This is a genomic window from Bacteroides sp., from assembly GCF_030151085.1.
Lineage (GTDB): Bacteria > Bacteroidota > Bacteroidia > Bacteroidales > Bacteroidaceae > Bacteroides.
The window spans coordinates 16,720-37,871 of the sequence record NZ_JASLER010000047.1; the positions used below are offsets into that span (position 1 = coordinate 16,720).

Sequence of the window (21,152 nt, forward strand, 5' to 3'; positions counted from 1 at the left end):
GTACGTAACAAAATATTTTATCGTAACTTTGCAACCCAAATCTGTTTTATAAGAATGAGACAACTAAAAATTACAAAAAGTATCACTAACAGAGAGAGCGCTTCTCTAGACAAGTATTTGCAGGAAATCGGTCGCGAAGACCTCATTACTGTCGAAGAAGAGGTGGAGCTCGCTCAGCGCATCCGCAAGGGTGACCGTATTGCGCTTGAAAAGCTGACACGTGCCAATTTGCGTTTCGTTGTATCTGTGGCCAAACAGTACCAGAACCAAGGTTTGAGTTTGCCTGACTTAATTAATGAAGGCAATTTAGGACTGATTAAGGCTGCCGAAAAATTCGATGAGACACGTGGTTTCAAGTTTATCAGTTACGCAGTATGGTGGATACGTCAGTCCATTTTGCAAGCTTTGGCAGAGCAGTCTCGTATCGTGCGTCTTCCGTTGAACCAGGTTGGTTCGCTGAACAAAATCAGCAAAGCCTTCTCTAAGTTCGAACAAGAAAACGAACGTCGTCCGTCTCCCGAAGAACTTGCTGATGAGCTGGAAATCCCTGTTGATAAAATCTCTGACACGTTGAAGGTTTCCGGTCGCCATATTTCGGTAGACGCGCCTTTCGTTGAAGGAGAAGACAACAGCTTGCTTGATGTGCTGGTCAACGATGACTCCCCCATGGCGGACCGCTCATTAGTGAACGAGTCTCTTGCGAGGGAAATTGATAGAGCACTTTCTACGTTAACCGAGCGCGAAAAAGAAATCATACAGATGTTTTTCGGCATCGGACAACAAGAAATGACATTAGAAGAAATCGGCGACAAATTCGGTCTTACCCGTGAGCGTGTACGTCAGATTAAAGAAAAGGCAATAAGAAGATTAAGACAAAGTAATCGTAGCAAATTGCTCAAATCTTATTTGGGATAAATAAGAAATATCAGTTTCCGACAAATAGAAGGAATTAAAAACCGGTCTGTCTTTTATAGATAGCCGGTTTTTTTGTTATCTTTGCCCCGATTGGCAATTTTAAATTGGCAATTCATAATTTATAAATCATAATTCATAATTTAATGAAATACATTCGGATTATTTTTGCTGTAGCTTTGGCTTTTATGTTTTGCTCGGCATTTACTCTCAAAAACAAAGAGAAGCAAGTGTATGCATTTGGTGTTGCTGCTTCTTTCAATGACTCAGTGGTATATTGTACTGAAATTCAAGTATTGGATAGTGCAGAATTGGACAAGAATGGCTTTTTGCCCAAACGCGAGTTATATACCTATCAGTTGAAAAATCATTTAGAATATGAAATGAAGAAACCTGATTATACCTGTATGATCTATTTCTCTGAAAGTAAAAGCAAACTTGAAAAAGAGGCTTCAAAAGTAAAAGGCAAATATAAGAAGGGAAATGGTCAGGTTTTGCAAACAGTGACTTCGGCAGATTTTACTTTTAAGAAACCTCAAGACTAATTTTCAAATCAAATCGGTTTTTCATTTGTTGTTATGACATGAATACTAAGTTGTATATATTATTATGGATTTGTTGCTCTGCCTTGCTAGTTGCATGTGAGAGCGATAATCCAATACCTGAACCTCCAGTTAGTGGCTCTCGTACGGTTTTGATTTATTTAGCGGCCGATAATAGTTTGGATAGACAGGTTGCTGCGGATCTTGCAGAAATGAAAGAAGGTATAGCAAAGTTGGATGGCTCTAATATGCATTTATTGGTTTATTTTGATACCGGTTCCTCCCCGCGTCTTGTGGAATTGAAAAAGAAGAATGGAGAGGTAATAGAAAATCTGATAAAATCGTACGAATCACGTAATTCTGTTGGTACAGCTGAAACAATAGAAGTTTTTAATGAAGTATTTTCCAGTGGTCAATTCCCGGCAGAAAGTTATGGGTTGGTTTATTGGTCGCATGGTGATGGCTGGGTACCTAACCCTCTTCCTTCTTCAAGATGGATTGGTCAGGATGTAGGTAGTGGAGCTTATATGAATATCTCAGATTTGGTTACAATTCTAAAAAGTGCCCCTCATTTCGATTTTATCTTGTTCGATGCATGTTTTATGCAATCTATCGAAGTAGCTTATGCGCTGCGCAATTACACGGATTATTTAATTGGCTCCCCTACTGAGATTCCCGGACCTGGTGCATGTTATGATATGCTTGTTCCTGCTATGTTTGCTGCTGGAGATGTAGCAATGAAAACTGCTGCTGCCTATTATACTCCTTATGAGGAAACTTATACCGGAAAAACTCCGATTTCTAATGATAACTGGACTGCAGGTGTATCTGTTTCTCTACTGAAGAGTTCAGAACTAGAACCTCTGGCAAATTTGACTAAACAAGTTTTGTCAGATGCTGTAAATGATGCAGAGCTTCGTTCTAAAGTCTTTGATTATGACAAGCGTTCGTCTTTTTACGGCCATATAGGTTATTATGATATGGTGGAAATGGTACGCTTATTGACAGATAATGCCAGCTTCACTGCCTGGAAACAAGCCTATGATGCTGCACAGCTCTATTGGGCCACTACTCCAAAGAATTTTTCCAGCTTTACCTATAATGTATTTTCAATGGAAGGTACCAATGGTATTTCCCATTATATTCCATCTTCTAACAGTTCAGCTATCAATATCGCATATCGTTCTACTGAGTGGTATGAAGCAGCAGGACTTTCAAAACTTGGTTGGTAAATCACATTTCAACGTTATTGATTACACGTCTTTATACAGATAAGTCTTTTTTATAATCTGTATAAATACGTGTTTTTATTATACTATAGCTATTAAAAATAAGTCAGTTAACATTATTTTCCAATGGAAATTATTTTATTATAGAAATAATTGCTTTATTTGTATCGTAAAACGTAAAAACAAAGAATTATGAAATATGTAATCATTGGCGGTGTGGCAGGTGGAGCTACTGCAGCCGCCCGATTGAGAAGAGTAGATGAAATGGCTGAAATTATTTTATTGGAAAAAGGACCTTACATCTCGTATGCTAACTGTGGTTTACCTTATTATATAGGTGGTGTCATAACTGATCGTGAAAAATTGCTGGTACAAACGCCGAAATCTCTCGGAAAGCGTTTTCGTATCGATGTGCGGGTGCAGAATGAGGTGCTTGCCATTCATCCCGAAACTAAAACCGTCACCATACGTCGTGCTGGTGGAGAAGAATACGAAGAAAGTTATGACAAACTGTTGTTGTCTCCGGGAGCCAATCCCGTAAAACCACCCTTGGAAGGAATTAATTCTGAAGGTATTTTCACTCTGCGAAATGTGGAAGATACTGACCATATTAAAGCTTATATTGCAGACAAACATGTGAAACGTGCTGTAGTTGTAGGTGCCGGATTTATTGGACTAGAAATGGCTGAAAATCTGCATCATGCAGGCATAAATGTTTCTATTGTCGAAATGGGTAATCAGGTAATGGCACCTATTGACTTTTCTATGGCTGCGCCTATTCATCAGCATTTGTTGCAAAAAGGTGTTTCTCTATATTTAGAAGAAGGCGTAACTCACTTTCAGCGTACCGATCAGGGAATAACCGTTTTCCTGAAGAGTGGTAAAACGATACCTGCCGATATGGTGTTGCTTTCCATCGGTGTGCGTCCTGCAACTGCATTGGCCGTACAAGTTGGTTTGAAATTAGGAGAAACGGGTGGTATTTGGGTGGACGGGCATCTGGAAACATCTGTGAAAGATATTTATGCTGTTGGCGATGCCATTGAATATCCCCATCCACTGACCGGCAAACCTTGGCTTAATTATCTGGCAAATCCTGCCAATCGCCAGGGACGTATTGTTGCAGATAATATGGTGTTTGGTAATATAGTTACCTATGAAGGCGCTATCGGTACTTCTATCGCTAAAGTTTTCGATATGACAGTAGCTTCTACCGGACTTGCTGCCAAGCGTTTGAAGCAGTGGGACATGGAGTATCAGAGTTCTGTAACTCATTCTGCCTCTCATGCTGGTTATTATCCGGATGCATTGCCTCTGACGTTGAAACTGACTTTCCATCCCAAAACCGGTAAACTTTACGGTGCACAATGTATAGGTTACGAAGGTGTAGACAAACGCATTGACCAGATATCGGAGCTTATTAAACACGGTGGTACGGTATACGATCTTATGGAAACGGAACATGCATACGCACCTCCTTTCTCTTCTGCCAAAGACCCGATTGCCATTGGTGGCTATGTGGCATCCAATATTATCAGTGGTGCAATGCCTGCTATTTCATGGCGTGAACTGGTGGAACAGAATGATCAAATGATATTGATAGATACTCGTACTCCGGAAGAATATTCTTTCGGCACTATTCCGGGAGCAGTTAATATACCGTTGGATGAAATGCGGGAGCACCTTTCTGAGATCCCCAAGGATAAGCCTATAGTGTTTTTCTGTGCAGTAGGTTTGCGTGGCTATTTGGCTCAACGCATTTTGATGGGACGTGGTTATCACAATGTTCGTAATTTGATAGGCGGATATAAGACTTATTCTACGAGTGTGACTCCTATACCAAGTTCTGTGGTAGAGACTTCTGCTGCTATGCCCTCAGTTTCGCCGGAATCGGATGTATCTCTTACCTCTGCATCGAGAAAGGAGACTTTGAAAATCAATGCGTGTGGTTTGCAGTGTCCCGGTCCCATTATGCAGGTAAAGAAGGCAATAGATAGCATAGCTACCGGTGAGCGTGTGGAAATTATAGCAACCGATGCCGGTTTTGCCCGTGATGCTTCTGCCTGGTGTGATACTACCGGCAATAAGTTGGTTGATAAGCATGAAGAAAAGGGCCGTTATACCGTTGTCATAGAGAAAGGTGATCCGGATTGCGTATGCCCTTCCAATGTCCATACAGGCGGGGGTAGGGGAAAGACTCTGATTTTATTCAGTGATGACTTGGATAGGGCGTTGGCAACGTTTGTTTTGGCAAATGGTGCGGCTGCAACGGGGCAGAATGTAACTATCTTTTTTACTTTTTGGGGATTGAATGTACTGAAGAAGGTGCAAAAACCAAAAGTACAGAAGGACTTTTTTGGAAAAATGTTTGGTATGATGTTGCCGTCCAGTTCGCTGAAACTCAAACTATCGCAGATGAATATGTTTGGTATGGGTAGTCGCATGATGCGTTTTCTGATGAAACGTAAAGGAGTAGATTCACTGGAATCTTTGCGTTCGCAAGCATTGGCGCAGGGGGTAGAGTTCATTGCTTGTCAGATGTCTATGGATATGATGGGTATCCAACGTGAAGAATTATTGGATCAAGTAACCATAGGTGGTGTAGCAACTTACATGGAACGTGCAGACAAAGCCAATGTGAACCTTTTCATATAGAAGCAATTTTATAAACGGAATATTATCTATTTTTGCACCATTAAAGAAAAAAGAGAAGAAAACGATATGGAGACTTTATGTAAAATCCGTGATATCTATCGGTCGATTGCCGAGTTTGAAGTACAGTTTATGCAAGTGTATGATCTTTCACTGAATGAAGGAATGTTGCTGTGCACCTTGATGAATCGTCCAAAGCTTACTTCCAGTGAGATAGCGGAGGCTTTGGGGTTGTCTGCCTCCAACACCTCAAAGGTAATTCGTTCCGTAGAAGATAAGAAGTTGATTACCCGTCTCATTGGCAAAGAGGATAAGCGCCAGATGCATTTTACGCTAACTTCGGAAGGGAAGAGCCGTATTACTGATATCAAGAATGCTGCTTTTAAGATGCCTGATTTGTTGCAGCAAGTAGTTAATATAGTTTAGTATTAATCAGCATTTCGCATATTCCAGATAGGAAATTAATATCGTGTTTGTAAGAAGTTAACTTCGTGCGGACACGATATTAATTCTTTGTATTACACGATGTTAATACCTTGTAAAACATGATATTAAATTCTTGTACTATATGGCGATCACTTTTTATTTGGTGGGTGTTTAATTAAGAATGTATTATCCTATGTTTTAATTATAGCTATTTATATCTGTTATGCATCTTTCTATTGCTTGTTCTTATATATTATAGCTTTTAGCAAGGGCGATGAAGATGTAAGAACCTTCACCGCTTTTTTTTGTAATTGTTTGTATAAGTAATATAGTTTCATTTTCTTTGCAGTATTAACTAAAATAATACCCCCAATTTATTATGAAAATGAAATGCACATTTTTTTTGGCTACAGGATTACTTTGTAGTTTCATAACATCAGCTCAGGTTATTAATATCTTTCCGCAACCTCAACAGTTGACAACCAGTAATAACGTTATTACTTTGCCAGATACTTATCAATTAGTTGGTGAAACCGAGGCGAATGTATATGCTGTAAATAAACTGAAGACACTTCTTGCCAGCAAACAGGCTGACAATGAAGATTTCCAAATCATTATAGGTGAGAAAGGCGATAAATCTATCCGTAAATACGCTCGTCTTATACCTAATTGTGCAGAGGGGTATTATCTATCTGTTACAGTGAATTCAATCATTATAGCAGGACAAGATGAAAGAGGCACATTCTATGGTGTGCAGACTTTGAAACAACTCTTGAAGGATAACCAACTGCCTGAAGTAGAAATCAAAGACTTCCCATCCGTCGGTTCACGCGGTGTAGTAGAGGGGTTCTATGGTATACCATGGAGTCATGAAGCACGCCTGCGCCAATTGGAGTTTTATGGTGACAACAAGATGAATACTTATATATATGGCCCGAAGGATGATCCCTATCATAGTGCTCGTTGGCGTGAACCTTATCCTGAAAATGAAGCTAAACAGTTACAAGAGCTTGTGCAGATTGCAAAAGAAAACGAGGTGAATTTCGTTTGGGCCATCCATCCGGGACAAGACATTAAATGGAATGAAACAGATCGTGGCTTGGTACTTGATAAATTTGAGAAGATGTATGCATTAGGAATACGTTCGTTTGCTGTTTTCTTTGACGATATCACCGGTGAAGGAACCAAAGCGGAGAAACAGGCTGAATTACTAAACTACCTTGATAAGAACTTTGTCAAAGTGAAGAAAGATGTGACTCCCCTTATTATGTGTCCTACGGAGTATAATAAAAGTTGGTCGAATCTTGAAAAAGGTTACCTGCCAACTTTGGGAAAAGATTTGAATAAAAGCATACATATAATGTGGACCGGCGACCGTGTTGTATCGGATATAACTAAGGAAGGCATTCAGTGGATTAATGCTGCCATCAAACGTCCAGCTTATATTTGGTGGAATTTCCCAGTCTCCGATTATGTACGTGACCGTCTATTGCTAGGTCCTGTTTATGGTAACGCTACTGATATTGCCAATGAAATGTCGGGCTTTGTTTCAAATCCGATGGAACATGCCGAAGCTTCGAAAATTGCTATATTCGGAGTAGCTGATTATGCCTGGAATCCTTCGAAATATGATAGTCAGGCTGCTTGGAAGAATGCATTCCGTGTTGTTTTACCAGATGCTTCGGACGAACTGGAGTTTTTTGCAATGCATAATTCAGATTTAGGAGAAAACGGGCATAAATACCGCCGTGAAGAATCCAATGATATACAACCAATAGCTCAGCGCTTCTTGCAAAGTTACACAACTAATGGCAATTTTGATAAAAAAGATGTGACCGCTTTGTTTGAACTATTTGATCACATGAAAGAGAGCAGCGACATTTTGATGACAAGCACCGGAAATGTACCTCTTATTCAAGAAATTACTCCTTGGTTGTATCAATTTAAGCTGTTAGGAGAAGAAGGTACAGCAGTGTTTGCTATGGTTCAGGCCTTTGAAAATGATAATCCGGCTCTTTTTGTGCGGAAATATAACCAAGTACATTCATTGCAGCAACAAATATCCAACTTGAATAAAACATATAATCAGAATTCTTCCCAACCGGGAATGAAAACAGCGACTAAAGTTGTAAAACCGCTTATTGACGAGACTTTTATTCAAGCTGTGAAACTTTATAACGAAAAATACAAAGGTAATTTGTAGAAGTCATACGTTTGGTAAATTGAGATATGCAGAAATTATTGTCTTTGCCGCCTAACTTGGTGTCGGCATTCTATGAACTGGAAAATGTAGATCGTGAGGAATGGTTTTGCACTTCCGATCCGGTAGGAATGAAATTGGGGTCGGGTGGGGGAACGACATGGCTTTTACGTGAATGGTATAAAAATCGAAAAGCAGAGCATTCGACCGAAAAACGAATATTACTTCACGCCGGAGGGCAAAGCCGACGTTTGCCGGGATATGCTCCTTCGGGTAAGATTTTAACTCCGATACCTGTATTTCGTTGGGCGCGCGGACAAAAGTTGGGACAGAATTTGCTTTCCCTTCAACTTCCTCTTTATGAAAAGATAATGGAACGCGCACCGGAAAAACTTCATACCCTGATTGCGAGTGGTGATGTCTATATTCGTGCGGAGAAGCCTTTGCAACAAATCCCGAATGCCGATGTGGTATGCTATGGTTTGTGGGTCGATCCTGTTTTGGCTACCCATCATGGTGTATTTGTTTCAGATAGAAAACATCCGGAAGCGCTCGACTTTATGCTACAAAAGCCATCATTAGAGGAACTGGAAAATCTCTCCAAGACACATCTTTTCCTGATGGACATTGGCATCTGGTTATTGAGTGACCGTGCAGTGGAATTATTAATGAAGCGTTCTCAAAAGGAAGAAGGTGCATCGGATAGAAATATACCTTATTCTGATCTCAAATATTATGATTTATACTCAGATTTCGGTTTGTCCTTGGGGAATCATCCGTGTATAACTGATGAAGATTTGAATAAACTTTCAGTGGCAATATTGCCATTACCCGGAGGTGAGTTCTATCATTACGGTACAAGCCGTGAACTACTTTCTTCAACTGTAACTTTGCAAAATAAGGTATACGACCAACGGCAGATAATGCATCGTAAAGTGAAGCCTAATCCTGCAATCTTCGTGCAGAATGCAGAGGTGCATGTTTCTCTTTCTCCTAAGAATGATAGTCTTTGGATTGAAAATAGTTATGTAGGTGCTTCGTGGACACTGGGTGCCCGGCAAATTATTACCGGTGTACCCAAGAACGACTGGATGCTGGCCGTCCCCGATGGTGTGTGCATAGATGTAGTACCGCTTGGAAATCAGCGCCACGTTGTGCGTCCATACGGCTTTGATGATGCTTTTAAGGGAGATATTCGTGATGAAAAGACATTGTTTATGGGAAAACCATTTCCGACTTGGCTGAAAGATCGGGGATTGGTGATAGACGATATAGAAGGAAGGAAAGATGATCTGCAAGCTGCTGCCATTTTCCCCGTAGTAGAAGATGAGGATGAATTAGGAAAGGTACTTCGCTGGATGGTTTCTGAGCCGGGAATGGTAGAAGGAAAAGATATTTGGCAGAAGAGTCACCGTTTGTCTGCTGATGAAATTTCCGCTCAAGCTGATTTGCGCTTGCTTTATGTCCAAAGAGAAAACTTCCATAAAAGTAATTGGGAAGTTCTGGCACATAATCATGAGAAAAGTGTTTTCTATCAACTCGATTTGACGAATGTAGCCGGAGAATTCCATCGATTCGATCTTGATAAGCCGGACCTATTGCCGGCCGATGCTCCTTTGATGCAACGTATTCATAATCGGATGCTACGGGCACAGATCGAAAAATTGAGTGGTGAAGATTCTAAAGCAGATGAGCAAGAAGCTTTTGGGTTGTTACGTGAAGGGTTACTCGCCGATTTGTACGAACGAAAGAGCCGCCCCCATTTGAATGTATATAGTGACCAGATTGTCTGGGGACGTAGTCCGGTTCGCATAGATATGGCCGGTGGATGGACGGATACCCCGCCTTATTCTTTGTTTGCCGGTGGAAATGTAGTGAACTTAGCTATTGAATTAAATGGTCAGCCTCCTTTGCAAGTTTATGTGAAGCCTTGTACAGAACATCGTATAGTGTTACGTTCCATAGATATGGGGGCAATGGAAGTAGTGAATACGTTCAAAGAATTGCAGGATTATTGTAAAGTAGGTTCTCCTTTCTCTATTCCTAAAGCAGCATTGGCATTGGCGGGCTTTGTCCCTGCTTTTTCAGAAGTTATTTATCCTTCGTTGGAAAAGCAATTGGAAGCTTTTGGCACAGGACTTGAAATCACATTACTTTCCGCTATACCGGCAGGATCGGGGTTGGGAACAAGCTCAATTCTTGCTTCTACGGTGCTGGGCTCGCTAAGTGACTTTTGCGGATTGATGTGGGACAAAAATGAGATATGCCGTCGTACACTGGCTTTGGAGCAGTTGTTGACAACCGGAGGAGGTTGGCAAGATCAATACGGTGGCGTACTGCAAGGTATCAAGCTATTACAGACGGAACCTGGCTTTAACCAACAACCATTAGTGCGTTGGCTGCCGGAGCACCTGTTTACCCATCCCGAATATAGAGATTGTCATTTACTGTATTACACCGGCATCACACGTATGGCAAAAGGAATTCTGGCTGAAATAGTTCGTTCCATGTTTCTTAATTCTTCTCTGCACTTAGGATTATTGGAAGAGATGAAAGCACATGCTTTGGATATGGCAGAAGCGATTCAAAGGAATGACTTTAATAGCTTTGGTGCGCTGGTTGGTAAAACATGGTTGCAGAAAAAAGCATTAGATAGCGGCACGAATCCACCAGCTGTGGAAGAGATTATTAATCAAATAAAAGAATATACATTAGGATACAAACTACCGGGAGCCGGTGGGGGAGGTTATTTGTACATGATAGCTAAAGATCCGCAAGCAGCAGTCCGCATTCGTGAAATACTGACGCAACATGCCCCTAATCCAAGAGCGAGATTTGTAGAAATGTCACTTTCAGATAAAGGGTTTCAAGTGTCACGAAGCTAGGAAAATAGTGATTAGTGATCACTAATCACTATTCATGATGATACGGTCCTCCATTAAGTATTGTCATTGCCCGGTAGAGTTGTTCTACAAAAATAAGTCGTACCATTTGGTGGGAGAAGGTCATCCGAGACAGTGACATTTTCTCGTGCGCTGTTTCGTACACTTTTTCGGAGAATCCGTAAGGACCTCCTATAATAAATACAAGCCGTTTGTTTACGGTATTCATTTTGCGCTTCATATAGTCTGCAAACTCTATGGAGCGCATTTCTTTTCCACCTTCATCAAGCAGTACGATGACATCACCCGGTTGAAGAGCTTTCAATATCAGTTCTCCTTCCTTTTCCTTCTGCACTTCCATGGAGAGACTCTTGGTGTTTTTCAGTTCGGGGATAACTTCCATTTCAAACGAAAGGTAGCGTTTCGTGCGTTGCACATAGTCATTGATGGCAGTTATAAAGTGTTGTTCTACAGTTCGTCCTACGACGAGCAGAGTTGTTTTCATGCTGGTTCTGATTTGATTAGCGCACAAAATTAGTACTTTTTTATTGTATTTTACGATAAATGCTTACCTTTGCCTATCATTAATACTTGTGAAAATGAAAAAACGAGTAGTTTTATTGTTGACCTGTCTCTTCATTTGGATGTCCTCAGTCTTCGCTCAGGATGTGCCGGTGGGGGTGATTGTGGCCTTCAAGAAAGGGAACTCTCAGGAACTTAGCAGGTATCTGGGTGATAAGGTGGATTTAATTATTCAGAATAAATCTACCGACGCTAATAAGGTTACGGCAGAAGGAGCGATTTCCGATTTCTTCTCCCTGAACAAAGTCAGTGGTTTTAATGTAAACCACCAAGGCAAGCGTGATGAATCCAGTTTCATCATTGGCACCTTGGCTACTGCGAATGGAAACTTTCGGGTGAATTGTTTCTTCAGAAGAGTGCAGAACAAATATGTCATAAATCAAATAAGAATAGATAAGACTAATGAATAAGGAAGAAGAATTGATTGACAGGTTGATTGACCTGGCTTTCGCCGAAGACATAGGCGATGGTGACCATACCACCCTTTCGTGCATACCTGCTACGGCAATGGGTAAGTCCAAACTGTTAATTAAAGAAACCGGTATTCTTGCCGGCATTGAAATTGCTAAGGAAGTATTCCGTCGTTTTGACCCTACTATGAAAGTGGAAGTCTTCATCAATGATGGCACGTCGGTGAAACCGGGCGATGTTGCCATGATCGTGGAAGGTAAGATACAATCTTTGTTGCAGACCGAGCGTCTGATGCTGAATATCATGCAACGTATGAGTGGTATTGCTACCATGACCCAAAAATATGCCGAGAAGCTGAAAGGTACGAATACCCGTGTACTCGATACTCGCAAGACAACTCCGGGCATGCGTATTCTCGAAAAGATGGCTGTGAAGATTGGTGGCGGTGTAAACCACCGTATCGGACTGTTTGATATGATTCTATTGAAAGACAATCATGTAGACTTTGCCGGAGGAATTGACAAAGCTATTACCCGTGCCAAAGACTACTGCAAGGAGAAAGGTAAAGACCTCAAGATAGAAATCGAAGTACGTAGTTTTGACGAATTGCAGCAAGTACTCGACTTGGGTGGAGTAGACCGTATCATGTTCGACAACTTTACACCTGAGATGACGAAGAAAGCTGTTGAGATGGTAGGTGGTCGCTATGAAACCGAGTCTTCGGGTGGTATCACATTCGATACCTTGCGTGACTACGCCGAATGTGGTGTAGACTTTATATCAGTTGGAGCGCTGACTCACTCCGTAAAAGGATTGGATATGAGCTTTAAAGCATGTTGACAAAGGTAGGAACTGTATTACTGAATAAATAGAAGAGCCTTTCATAAGTTTGCCTTCATGAAGCAATTCTTATGAAAGGCTTTTCTGTTAATAATCAATAGATTATCGATAATGGAAAACAGATGGTGCGTCAGCCCGAAACGGATGATGCGTTTTGGGGAAATAGATGATGTGTTTCGGAGTGATAGATGATATAATGGAAATATATGAAAAACATAAATTGGAATAAAATAAAAACTACCATTAAAGGCTGGAGACTGAGCGATTACTTTCGTCAGTTTAGTATTGTGGCTGCGGGCATCATTGTCACTTTTTGGGGAAGTGACCGGATTACCGAGAATGCCCGTCAAAAGGAAGTACGTGCCACGATGCAGTTGGTGGCGGAAGAGCTGGCATATAACAGGCAGGAACTCCGTAACATAAAACATTTATTGGATATTGATATACACATGAGCCAGCTACTGAATAGTCATGATATGAATGTATCCGAGATTCTTGTAGATACTTTAACTAAGTATGGTAAGCTTTTCAATAGTATGGATGGATTCTCTTATAGAACAGATGCACTGGATGTACTGAAAGGTTCTTCATTGATGCAGTATATTCCCGACAAACGTATGTTGCAAGATGTATTGCAAACTTATTTTGAGTTAGGTAGGAAGCAGAAGGATATTAGTGATTACTATACAACAAAAACAGATGTACTTATGGATGCTGCTATATCCAGGGATTTGACATATACTTTTGATGATGACAATAGTCTTCGGGACCAGGCTTTATTTCTTATGCAGCATAAGAAATTTATCAATTATGTTATCATGGTTCCCAGTTTCTTGGATTGGGATGAGTTTGATGAACTAGATGAAATGCTGGATAAGCAAATTCAGGTTTTGGAAGCTAAATATAAATAACCTCCATTCTTTAACTTCTTTTTAGAATTAATTCAGCAGCATTTTCAAAGGTGCTGCGTCTAACTAACAAACGACGCGAAGAGGCGTCCGTAAAACGAGCACTGACATTGGAAAATGACATAGAACTGATAGAGGGTTGCCGGGTAGGAAAGGATTCCGCCCGAAAGGAATTATACACCCTCTATTCCAAGCAGATGCTGGCGGTATGTTACCGTTATACGGGCGATGTCGACACGGCCCATGACGTATTGCACGATGGTTTCATCAAAATCTTTACCCACTTCACGTTCCGTGGAGAATGTGCATTGAGCACATGGGTAACCAGAGTAATGGTGACGCAGTCTATAGATTATCTGCGGAAGCAGCAACGCTTCAATCAGCTGGTGGTGAATGAGGAACAACTTCCCGACATACCCGACGAAACAAGTATTGCCGAAAGTGGCAATCGTCTTTCCGAGGAAGTGTTGATGGCATTTGTTGCTGAACTTCCCGATGGATGTCGTACCGTGTTCAACTTGTATGTCTTTGAAGAGAGATCTCATAAAGAAATAGCAGAGATGCTTCACATCAAAGAACATTCGTCCACTTCGCAATTGTATCGTGCCAAATGTTTGTTAGCAAAAAGAATTAAAGAATATACTGAATATGAGAGAAAATGATGAAATAACCGGTTTGTTTCGTAGTCGTCTCGCCGGTGCAGAGATGACAGTACGGGAAGACTTCTGGGAAAAGCTGCAAAGCGATTTGCCTTCGGCTACGGCAACCGGCGGGAAGAAAGCCTTACTGACTCCTCGGTTCTATCGTGTGGCTGCTGCTGCATCGGTAATCTTCGTATTGGGAGCAGCTTCAGCCGCATTCTGGTATTTCTCTCCGAAAGAGGAGATACAGGAAGCCTTCACGCAGGTAGCCGCTATGAATCCTGATGGCAGTCTCAACGGAGATGTGGTACAAGAGAGTTTTCCATCCATACACCAAACAAATCCTACTGCTCAGAAACCCGGTATAAAACAGCCAGCCAATGGTGCACCGGCAGGAATATTAGCAGATGCGGAAGATGAGTCTGTCTCCGTTCATGTTTCAATTACAATAACCCAACGAGTTTACGGTAACAACCAGCCGGGTAATGGCTTTTATGGCATTCGGAATTCCAGTCAGAATAATAATTATCAGTCAGGTACCGACGATACAAATTCAAGTACAGACATTACTTCAACTGTTCCTTCCGATGATGAATCAACTAAAATCACTACGGCGCAATCGACGATGAAACCCCGCAACTGGGCAATTAAAGCTGCCTTGGGGACTTCTCTGCCGAAAGGAGATTTCAATATGCCATTTACCGCAGGAATAAGTGCAGAACGTCGTTTGAACAAGCACTTGTCTTTAGAAGCAGGATTACAATATAACTGTTTGCCTGGCGATAATCGTACTTTACATACTTTGGGAGTTCCTGTAAAACTGAATGTTATGTTGGCAAGTACCTCTAAAGTAGATTTGTATGCTACGGTAGGGGGAGCAGTAGAAAAGTGTATTGCAGGTGCCTCCAGCAATGGTTTCGGAGCAGAACCTGTACAACTATCCCTAGCTGCCGGTCTGGGAGTTCGCTATAAAATGAATGACCGTTTCGCTTTATTTGCCGAACCATCTGTTTCCCATCATTTTGATACGGATTCTCAAACAAGAACATTGCGTACAGAACGTCCTACAAACTTGAATTTATTGTGTGGCGTGCGCATGACTTACTAATCATAATACGATATGAATATGAAGACTCAATCTAATACCTTACATAAACTCGGGCGGATGATGCTGCTCGTTCTCTTTACTCTTTCTTTGGTTTCTTGTAACAAAGAAACGTTAGACTTCAACCATCCGGATGTAGATTTGTTTGTTAAGCAGTTAAAAGCCGGTAAGTATTCAACTCAAAGTCCGGATGGGTTGAATAACATGCCGAAGTTTGCTACCGAAGATATTGATGCACTACTGAAGTATGCCGAAGATTTGACGGTGATACCTTCGTTCCCTTTGGCACCGGTATCCTATTCGGCAGGCGGCAAGCTTCGTTTGGGTGAGTGTATCTTGTGGACGGTAGAAACAATTCGTCTCGGACACAATGCCTCAATGGGTTGTAAAATGGTACATACGGATGCTGAGAATTACGAAGGAATTTATTTCCTTTCGGATGACGAAGTGCTGGATGCTGCTACACGCTACCGTCGTTGGTGGGAGGGTAAGAAATACCCACGTACCGTATGGACGATAGATCCTTGCTACGATGAACCGCTCTGTGGAAGCGGATACATGTGGTGGTAAGTTTTAAATTTAGGTAATTAGTATTAGGTATTAGTAAAATCGACTTCTAAGTGAAACAATTTGTATGCTTATTTGGGCTGCTTTGTGCGGTAGCCCTTCCCTTTTACGCTCAAAACTGGACACCCCAAGACTCCTTGCGGTTACAGCAGTTATTGAAAGGAGACGGGGAGGTGAAACTGAATCCGGAAGTACTGAAGGAACTTGAAATCAATGGTCCGTCAGGTGGTCCGAAAGCAGTCATCAATAAATCGTGGATGGATTTTAATACCGCTATGCCTATGATGCCCAAGATACCCGAGAAGAAAGTGGTACTTACTTTACATCCCTATACTGCCAATACTAAGTATAACTGGGACCCGGTATATCAGAAGAAAATAAAAGTGAAAGAAGATACATGGCGGGATGAACCGTTTTATGCCATGGGTGCACTTTTTATTTATAGTAACTGGGCGAAGAAGCCTCTTGATGCCGGTCCGCGTGAGAGTTTAGAACAGATTGAAGCTACCGGCATACGCTACCGGGTAACGGAACGTGCTAATGGCATGGCAGTGGGTAGTTGGCAGAAAGCCGAAGGAAATAGTATTGCTTCTGGTGATTTTATGGCACCCTTTACACGTGAATTTTGGAATGTCAAAGGAAGGAAACGCCGTGCCCGTACGCTCGAAGTACTCAGGTCTTACGGAGACTCTACTACCGTATTGATAAAACAACCAGTTAGGGCTATTACAGAAAAATAATAGGGTATCTGCAACAGACACCCTATTATATTATTTTCGTTATATCAGAGATATTCTCGAATTACTTGCAATAAGAAGCTTTCACAAACGGAGCATCCAGCAAATAATCTAAGCTCTGTTTCACGCTTTCTTCTACCGGACAGCTGTATTGTTCGATTTCAGCAACGATGTGCTTAACTCCAGCTTTATCGGCATTCTTGAAGATAGCATCGAATCCAACCATTCCGCTTTGACCTATTTCTCTGTTATCCTTGATATGAAGTACAGTGAAACGTCCGGGATATTTGTTGAAATAGTCTACAGGACTGTTTTGTCCTCTGACTACCCAATATACATCCATTTCAAAAAATACATCTTCCGGATTGGTGTTTTCGAGCATATAGTTCAACATTACCACCTTGTCTTCTACTTTTTGAAACTCATGAGCATGGTTGTGATATCCATATTTCATACCATTCTGCCGACACTTCTTACCTATTTCATTGTAATAGTTACAATAGGTCTTCAAGTCTTTTACAGTCTTAGGAACCTCCATCCAAGGCGTTACAATGTAAGTCATACCTGCTGCTTTGTGTGCGGCAATACATTGATCCCACCATTTCATAGATTCGGCAAAATTACCAGAAGCCAGTTCTTCATTCGAAAGTCCCTTGGTAGTATGTGAAGACAAAACTGTCATACCTGCCGCTTCGACTGCACTCTTAAATTCTTTGGGAGTTTTACCGTAGAATTTTCCGTCATTATAATTAGCCGCTTCAACACTTGTATAACCCATCTGGGCTAGTTCTTTTAAAACATTGTTGAGATCAGCTCCATTATTCAGTTTGTCTCTAACGGAGTAGAGTTGTATGGAAACATCTTTTTTTGTCTTCGCATCTATAACCTGTGGTATCGCTATCAACAAGGCTATCAATATCCATATAAATTTTTTATCCATGATGTAGTATATTAAATTGTGACCTTATTTACACTAAATTTAGCGACATTACGATCATCAATCGAGTATCTTAACACGGATGTTACGGAACCAAACATCGTCACCATGATCTTGGAAGCCGATGAATCCTTCTCTGTTATCGCCACCGCAGTTGTTCAGCAATTCGAATGCCAAAGGCCATTTTTCTTCGCTGAATTTACTTGCTTGCAACATATCAGTCCATTGTTTAGTCCACAAATGGTATTCAAGAACGTTTTCATCGTTTTGGCCATGAACTACAGTTCCTTTGTAAACCATAATTTTAGCTTTGTTCCATTCACCGAACGGTTTCTGGTTCTGAGGAACGGCAGGAATCATATCATACAAAGAAGCTGATTGTCTGTTATTGTCTTTTCCTAATTTAGCATCCGGATGATTGGCATTATCCAATACTTGATATTCGGGAGCTGAGATATAGATCGGTTCCAATACTTCGTTTCCATCTTTATCTTTAGAAGTAACTTCTTGAGCCAGATAGAAGATACCAGAGTTAGCACCTTTCGCTACTTTCCATTCTACTTCCAATTCGAAGTTTTTCAGTTTATGAGCGAAGATAATATCACCGCCATCTCCGTCTTGAGCTTCTCCGCCACCGGAACCGTTGAACTTAATACATCCATCTTCGATAGTCCACTTGGAAGGCACTTTGTCTTTACCGTATCCGCGCCATCCGTTGAAGCTAGTTCCATCAAAAATAGTAATGTAACCATCTTTGTCCATAGGCAGTTGGATGCTATCGGTTTCGGCACCCTTCAATGATTTGGAAACAGCCCATGATACCATTTCCTCTGCTTGTGCGTCAGCTGAATTATCAGCTTTTTTAGCTCCACCACAAGAAGTTAATGCTGCGGCAAACATGCAGCATGCTAAAGGATAAAATACTTTTTTCATATTCTTTATTTTTAATACTTTAATTCTTTCATTGATAATTATCTCGGCATATCAGGCAATTTCCATCCGTCGCGATAATTATGTTTCACCAATTCGGCTGCAAATTGCTGTGCATTAACTGGGTCAGTCCAAGTTTTATCGAAAGTAGGATGGCCATTATGAATTTTAAATCCGTCTTTCACAACGGTTCTGATTGTTTCAGTATCACCGATATTAGTGAAGCGCATGTTAGCACCATCCCAATTCAAAGTCTTGTTCAGACCTTGCAAACGAATAGCCAATACACCCATTACTACCATTTCGTTCATAGGTCCTGCTTCTGAGAAATCAGATTTACACATTACGCGACTTGAACGATCTTCCTTACATGCACGTACCCAGTCCATTTCATGACCGCCACCCATTGCATTAGGAATACGACGACAAACTTTCGGAGCGTTAGGAACACGACCTGACAGCAAGAATGGTTGTTCTCCGTAACATCCGCAAATCAATGTATCTTTAGTTCCGTGGAAAATGGTCAAACCACCACCAGGTCCCATCAATTGTTTTCCTTCCGGGAAACCTTTCGGACGTTCGGGCATCATACCGCCATCATACCAATGGATTTCAACTTCCGGCATTCCAACCTTCGGCATATTGTCACGAGATGGGAAAGTCATCTTCACGTGTTGAGCTTGTGGAGCACATGCACTTAGTAACAGAGTAGAAGAACCTTCCACTTTTGTAGGATAACCCAGTTTCAAAGCACGGAACGGTTGATGCATGATATGACAAGCCATATCACCCAATGCGCCTGTTCCATAATCCCACCATCCACGCCAGTTCCAAGGATGGTATACATCATTATATGGATTCAACTTGGCAGGTCCTGTAAAGAGATCCCAATTTAAAGTACTTGGAATACGATCAGCCTTTTCCGGTGCATTTAATCCTTGTGGCCAGATAGGACGGTCAGTTGCACATTCTACCTTAGTAACTTCACCGATTTCACCATTCCAAATCCATTCACAAACTAAATCAGTACCTTCAGCAGATGATCCTTGATTACCCATTTGTGTAGCAACTCCCGTAGAAGCAGCCAAATTAGTTAATAGACGAGATTCATAAACAGAGTGGGTCAATGGTTTCTGGCAAAATACATGTTTGCCCATTGTCATAGCATCCGCTGTAATGATAGCATGAGTATGGTCGGCTGTAGCAATGATTACACCGTCGATAGATTTACCCATCTCATCGTACATCTTGCGGTAGTCCCAATACTTCTTTGCATTTGGAAATTCGTCGAATACACCTTTGGCATATCTCCAATCCACATCACAGAGGGCTACGATGTTTTCAGTACCCTTCACGTTATTGATATTGGAATGACCCATACCACCAATTCCCACAGCTGCAATGTTAAGCTTGTCACTTGGGGAAACATGTCCGTGGCTCATACCCAAAATAGAACTCGGAGCAATAGTAATTCCGGCTAAAGCAGCAGTTCCGGTTTTCAGAAATTGTCTTCTTGAAATCTTTGACATGATATTATTTTTAAGTGTTAATAATTGACTTAGGATTATTATTTTGTAATAATCCATATCCATTTTTCATATTTCTTCTTCGGTGCCATATTTGCTCAAGTATTGCCTGATCACCTATGGCTGGTAAATCGTGTGCATGAGCATCGCGCAAAAACTCCCATGCATATTCGGATGCAATGGCCGAATCACGTATCAAGGGTAGTTTGGGGCTTCTTATTCCGGTTTCTATAGAATCGGCGAACAAATCGCATAAGGTATCGATATTTTTGCCTCCGAACGGTTTTTCTATATGATGAGTGTGGTGTACGCCGTGGAGTTCGACAGTAGCAGTTTGAAAATCGTGTGTCATTCGGGCAATGCCTTTGGTTCCTATAATGTCCACATAAGAATTATGCGTCTGATCCTTGGATAATTGTCCGTAAACAAATCCCTGTGTGATATCGAAAACGACGCCATTCTGGAAAGTTCCGTGACATTGCAACCACCAAGGATCTTTGTAATTCCACATATTGATGCCTTGTGCATGCCAAGTCTTATATTCACATCCGGCATACCATCGGGCAATATCAACATAATGCATACCACAATCATGAAAAGCAGGACCTTCGTATTCATGACCTTCACCCGGAGCGAGTCCCGGTGTCATGTGACAAATTCGTAGGATGGCTAGTTCGCCTATTTCGCCTTGATCTATAAATTCTTTGATAACTCGATGATACCAAGAGTTGCGTAGGTATAAATTGACAGTCGATATACAATTGGAGTTTTCCGTGATGTCAACTACATCCCACTCTCTATCAATTGAATCGGCAACCGGTTTTTCGGATATGATGTGTTTTCCACTTTGAACAGCTTTTCTTATCTGCTCCTTCCGAGAGTTTGCCAATGTAAAAAGTCCGACTACCTGAACAGCTTCGTCGTTAAAAATATCTTGCTCGTTTTCTATGACTTTAGATTCAGGGGATAGACGTCTTGCCAATTCACGGGAATCAGGATTGATATCACAAATATATGCGATATCCCATCGGCCGCTCTTTTGCATTTCTTCTAAATAAAATTGCCCCATTCTGCCAAAGCCAATCAGACCCACTTTTATTTTCATAGTGTTTATAAATTTGTCAT

18 protein-coding genes and 1 pseudogene are annotated in these 21,152 nt (G+C 41.2%); 14 read left to right on the forward strand and 5 right to left on the reverse strand.

All coding sequences use genetic code 11. The features are described 5' to 3' along the window. The first annotated feature begins 54 nt into the window (after positions 1–54). The 7 genes and pseudogenes from Q1W14_RS08780 (at position 55) to Q1W14_RS08810 (ending at position 10,846) form a co-directional block, all read left to right on the forward strand. Complete coding sequence (locus Q1W14_RS08780) at positions 55–915, forward strand: RNA polymerase sigma factor RpoD/SigA (protein ID WP_009123897.1); 861 nt, start codon at positions 55–57, stop codon at positions 913–915. A gap of 143 nt (positions 916–1,058) precedes the next feature. After that, positions 1,059–1,457 (forward strand): hypothetical protein, encoded by a 399-nt coding sequence (locus tag Q1W14_RS08785; protein WP_300700827.1) that lies wholly within the window; start codon positions 1,059–1,061, stop codon positions 1,455–1,457. Between the two features lie 38 nt (positions 1,458–1,495). Next, positions 1,496–2,686: a clostripain-related cysteine peptidase gene (locus tag Q1W14_RS08790; protein ID WP_300700829.1), complete on the forward strand. Its 1,191-nt coding sequence runs from the start codon at positions 1,496–1,498 to the stop codon at positions 2,684–2,686. Between the two features lie 189 nt (positions 2,687–2,875). Further along, entirely contained in the window at positions 2,876–5,338 is a 2,463-nt protein-coding gene (locus Q1W14_RS08795; RefSeq protein ID WP_300700832.1) for an FAD-dependent oxidoreductase, read from the forward strand. Positions 5,339–5,404: 66 nt separating this feature from the next. Next, a complete protein-coding gene (locus Q1W14_RS08800) occupies positions 5,405–5,761 on the forward strand; it encodes a MarR family transcriptional regulator (RefSeq protein ID WP_300700834.1) in 357 nt (118 codons plus the stop codon). Positions 5,762–6,140: 379 nt separating this feature from the next. Continuing rightward, positions 6,141–7,949 (forward strand): annotated as a pseudogene (locus Q1W14_RS08805) (beta-N-acetylglucosaminidase domain-containing protein); the annotation flags it as partial. A gap of 41 nt (positions 7,950–7,990) precedes the next feature. Further along, positions 7,991–10,846 (forward strand): bifunctional fucokinase/fucose-1-phosphate guanylyltransferase, encoded by a 2,856-nt coding sequence (locus Q1W14_RS08810; protein WP_300700837.1) that lies wholly within the window; start codon positions 7,991–7,993, stop codon positions 10,844–10,846. Between the two features lie 28 nt (positions 10,847–10,874). On the opposite strand, the gene rlmH is transcribed toward Q1W14_RS08810, so the two are convergent. Continuing rightward, the gene (gene rlmH / locus Q1W14_RS08815; protein ID WP_300700839.1) at positions 10,875–11,348 is read right to left on the reverse strand and encodes a 23S rRNA (pseudouridine(1915)-N(3))-methyltransferase RlmH; all 474 of its coding nucleotides are present in this window, start codon (positions 11,346–11,348) and stop codon (positions 10,875–10,877) included. 94 nt (positions 11,349–11,442) lie between these two features. On the opposite strand from rlmH, the gene Q1W14_RS08820 reads away from it, so the two are divergent. From Q1W14_RS08820 to Q1W14_RS08850, 7 genes are all read left to right on the forward strand, one after another. Continuing rightward, the gene (locus Q1W14_RS08820) at positions 11,443–11,835 is read left to right on the forward strand and encodes a DUF4783 domain-containing protein (RefSeq protein ID WP_300700842.1); all 393 of its coding nucleotides are present in this window, start codon (positions 11,443–11,445) and stop codon (positions 11,833–11,835) included. Then, a complete protein-coding gene (gene nadC, locus Q1W14_RS08825; RefSeq protein WP_300700845.1) occupies positions 11,828–12,676 on the forward strand; it encodes a carboxylating nicotinate-nucleotide diphosphorylase in 849 nt (282 codons plus the stop codon). Before Q1W14_RS08820 ends, nadC begins: the two co-directional genes overlap by 8 nt. A gap of 206 nt (positions 12,677–12,882) precedes the next feature. Beyond that, on the forward strand, positions 12,883–13,587 hold the full coding sequence (locus Q1W14_RS08830) for a hypothetical protein (protein ID WP_300700848.1): 705 nt from the start codon (positions 12,883–12,885) through the stop codon (positions 13,585–13,587). A 107-nt stretch (positions 13,588–13,694) separates the two neighbouring features. Further along, positions 13,695–14,246, forward strand: a complete 552-nt coding sequence (locus Q1W14_RS08835; RefSeq protein WP_300700850.1) for a sigma-70 family RNA polymerase sigma factor — start codon at positions 13,695–13,697, stop codon at positions 14,244–14,246. Further along, positions 14,233–15,333: an outer membrane beta-barrel protein gene (locus tag Q1W14_RS08840; RefSeq protein WP_300700853.1), complete on the forward strand. Its 1,101-nt coding sequence runs from the start codon at positions 14,233–14,235 to the stop codon at positions 15,331–15,333. The genes Q1W14_RS08835 and Q1W14_RS08840 overlap by 14 nt, the downstream gene beginning before the upstream one ends. Before the next feature lie 18 nt (positions 15,334–15,351). Continuing rightward, the gene (locus tag Q1W14_RS08845; RefSeq protein ID WP_300700856.1) at positions 15,352–15,900 is read left to right on the forward strand and encodes a DUF4943 family protein; all 549 of its coding nucleotides are present in this window, start codon (positions 15,352–15,354) and stop codon (positions 15,898–15,900) included. Between the two features lie 50 nt (positions 15,901–15,950). Continuing rightward, the gene (locus Q1W14_RS08850; protein ID WP_300700859.1) at positions 15,951–16,637 is read left to right on the forward strand and encodes a DUF4858 domain-containing protein; all 687 of its coding nucleotides are present in this window, start codon (positions 15,951–15,953) and stop codon (positions 16,635–16,637) included. A gap of 61 nt (positions 16,638–16,698) precedes the next feature. On the opposite strand, the gene Q1W14_RS08855 is transcribed toward Q1W14_RS08850, so the two are convergent. From Q1W14_RS08855 to Q1W14_RS08870, 4 genes are read right to left on the reverse strand one after another with little or no spacing between them, the layout of a single operon-like run. Next, positions 16,699–17,574 (reverse strand): sugar phosphate isomerase/epimerase, encoded by an 876-nt coding sequence (locus tag Q1W14_RS08855; RefSeq protein ID WP_300700862.1) that lies wholly within the window; start codon positions 17,572–17,574, stop codon positions 16,699–16,701. A 57-nt stretch (positions 17,575–17,631) separates the two neighbouring features. After that, the gene (locus Q1W14_RS08860; protein ID WP_300700864.1) at positions 17,632–18,504 is read right to left on the reverse strand and encodes a DUF1080 domain-containing protein; all 873 of its coding nucleotides are present in this window, start codon (positions 18,502–18,504) and stop codon (positions 17,632–17,634) included. A gap of 38 nt (positions 18,505–18,542) precedes the next feature. Further along, entirely contained in the window at positions 18,543–20,030 is a 1,488-nt protein-coding gene (locus tag Q1W14_RS08865; RefSeq protein WP_300700866.1) for a Gfo/Idh/MocA family oxidoreductase, read from the reverse strand. 10 nt (positions 20,031–20,040) lie between these two features. Next, complete coding sequence (locus Q1W14_RS08870) at positions 20,041–21,132, reverse strand: Gfo/Idh/MocA family oxidoreductase (RefSeq protein ID WP_300700868.1); 1,092 nt, start codon at positions 21,130–21,132, stop codon at positions 20,041–20,043. Positions 21,133–21,152 lie beyond the last annotated feature (20 nt).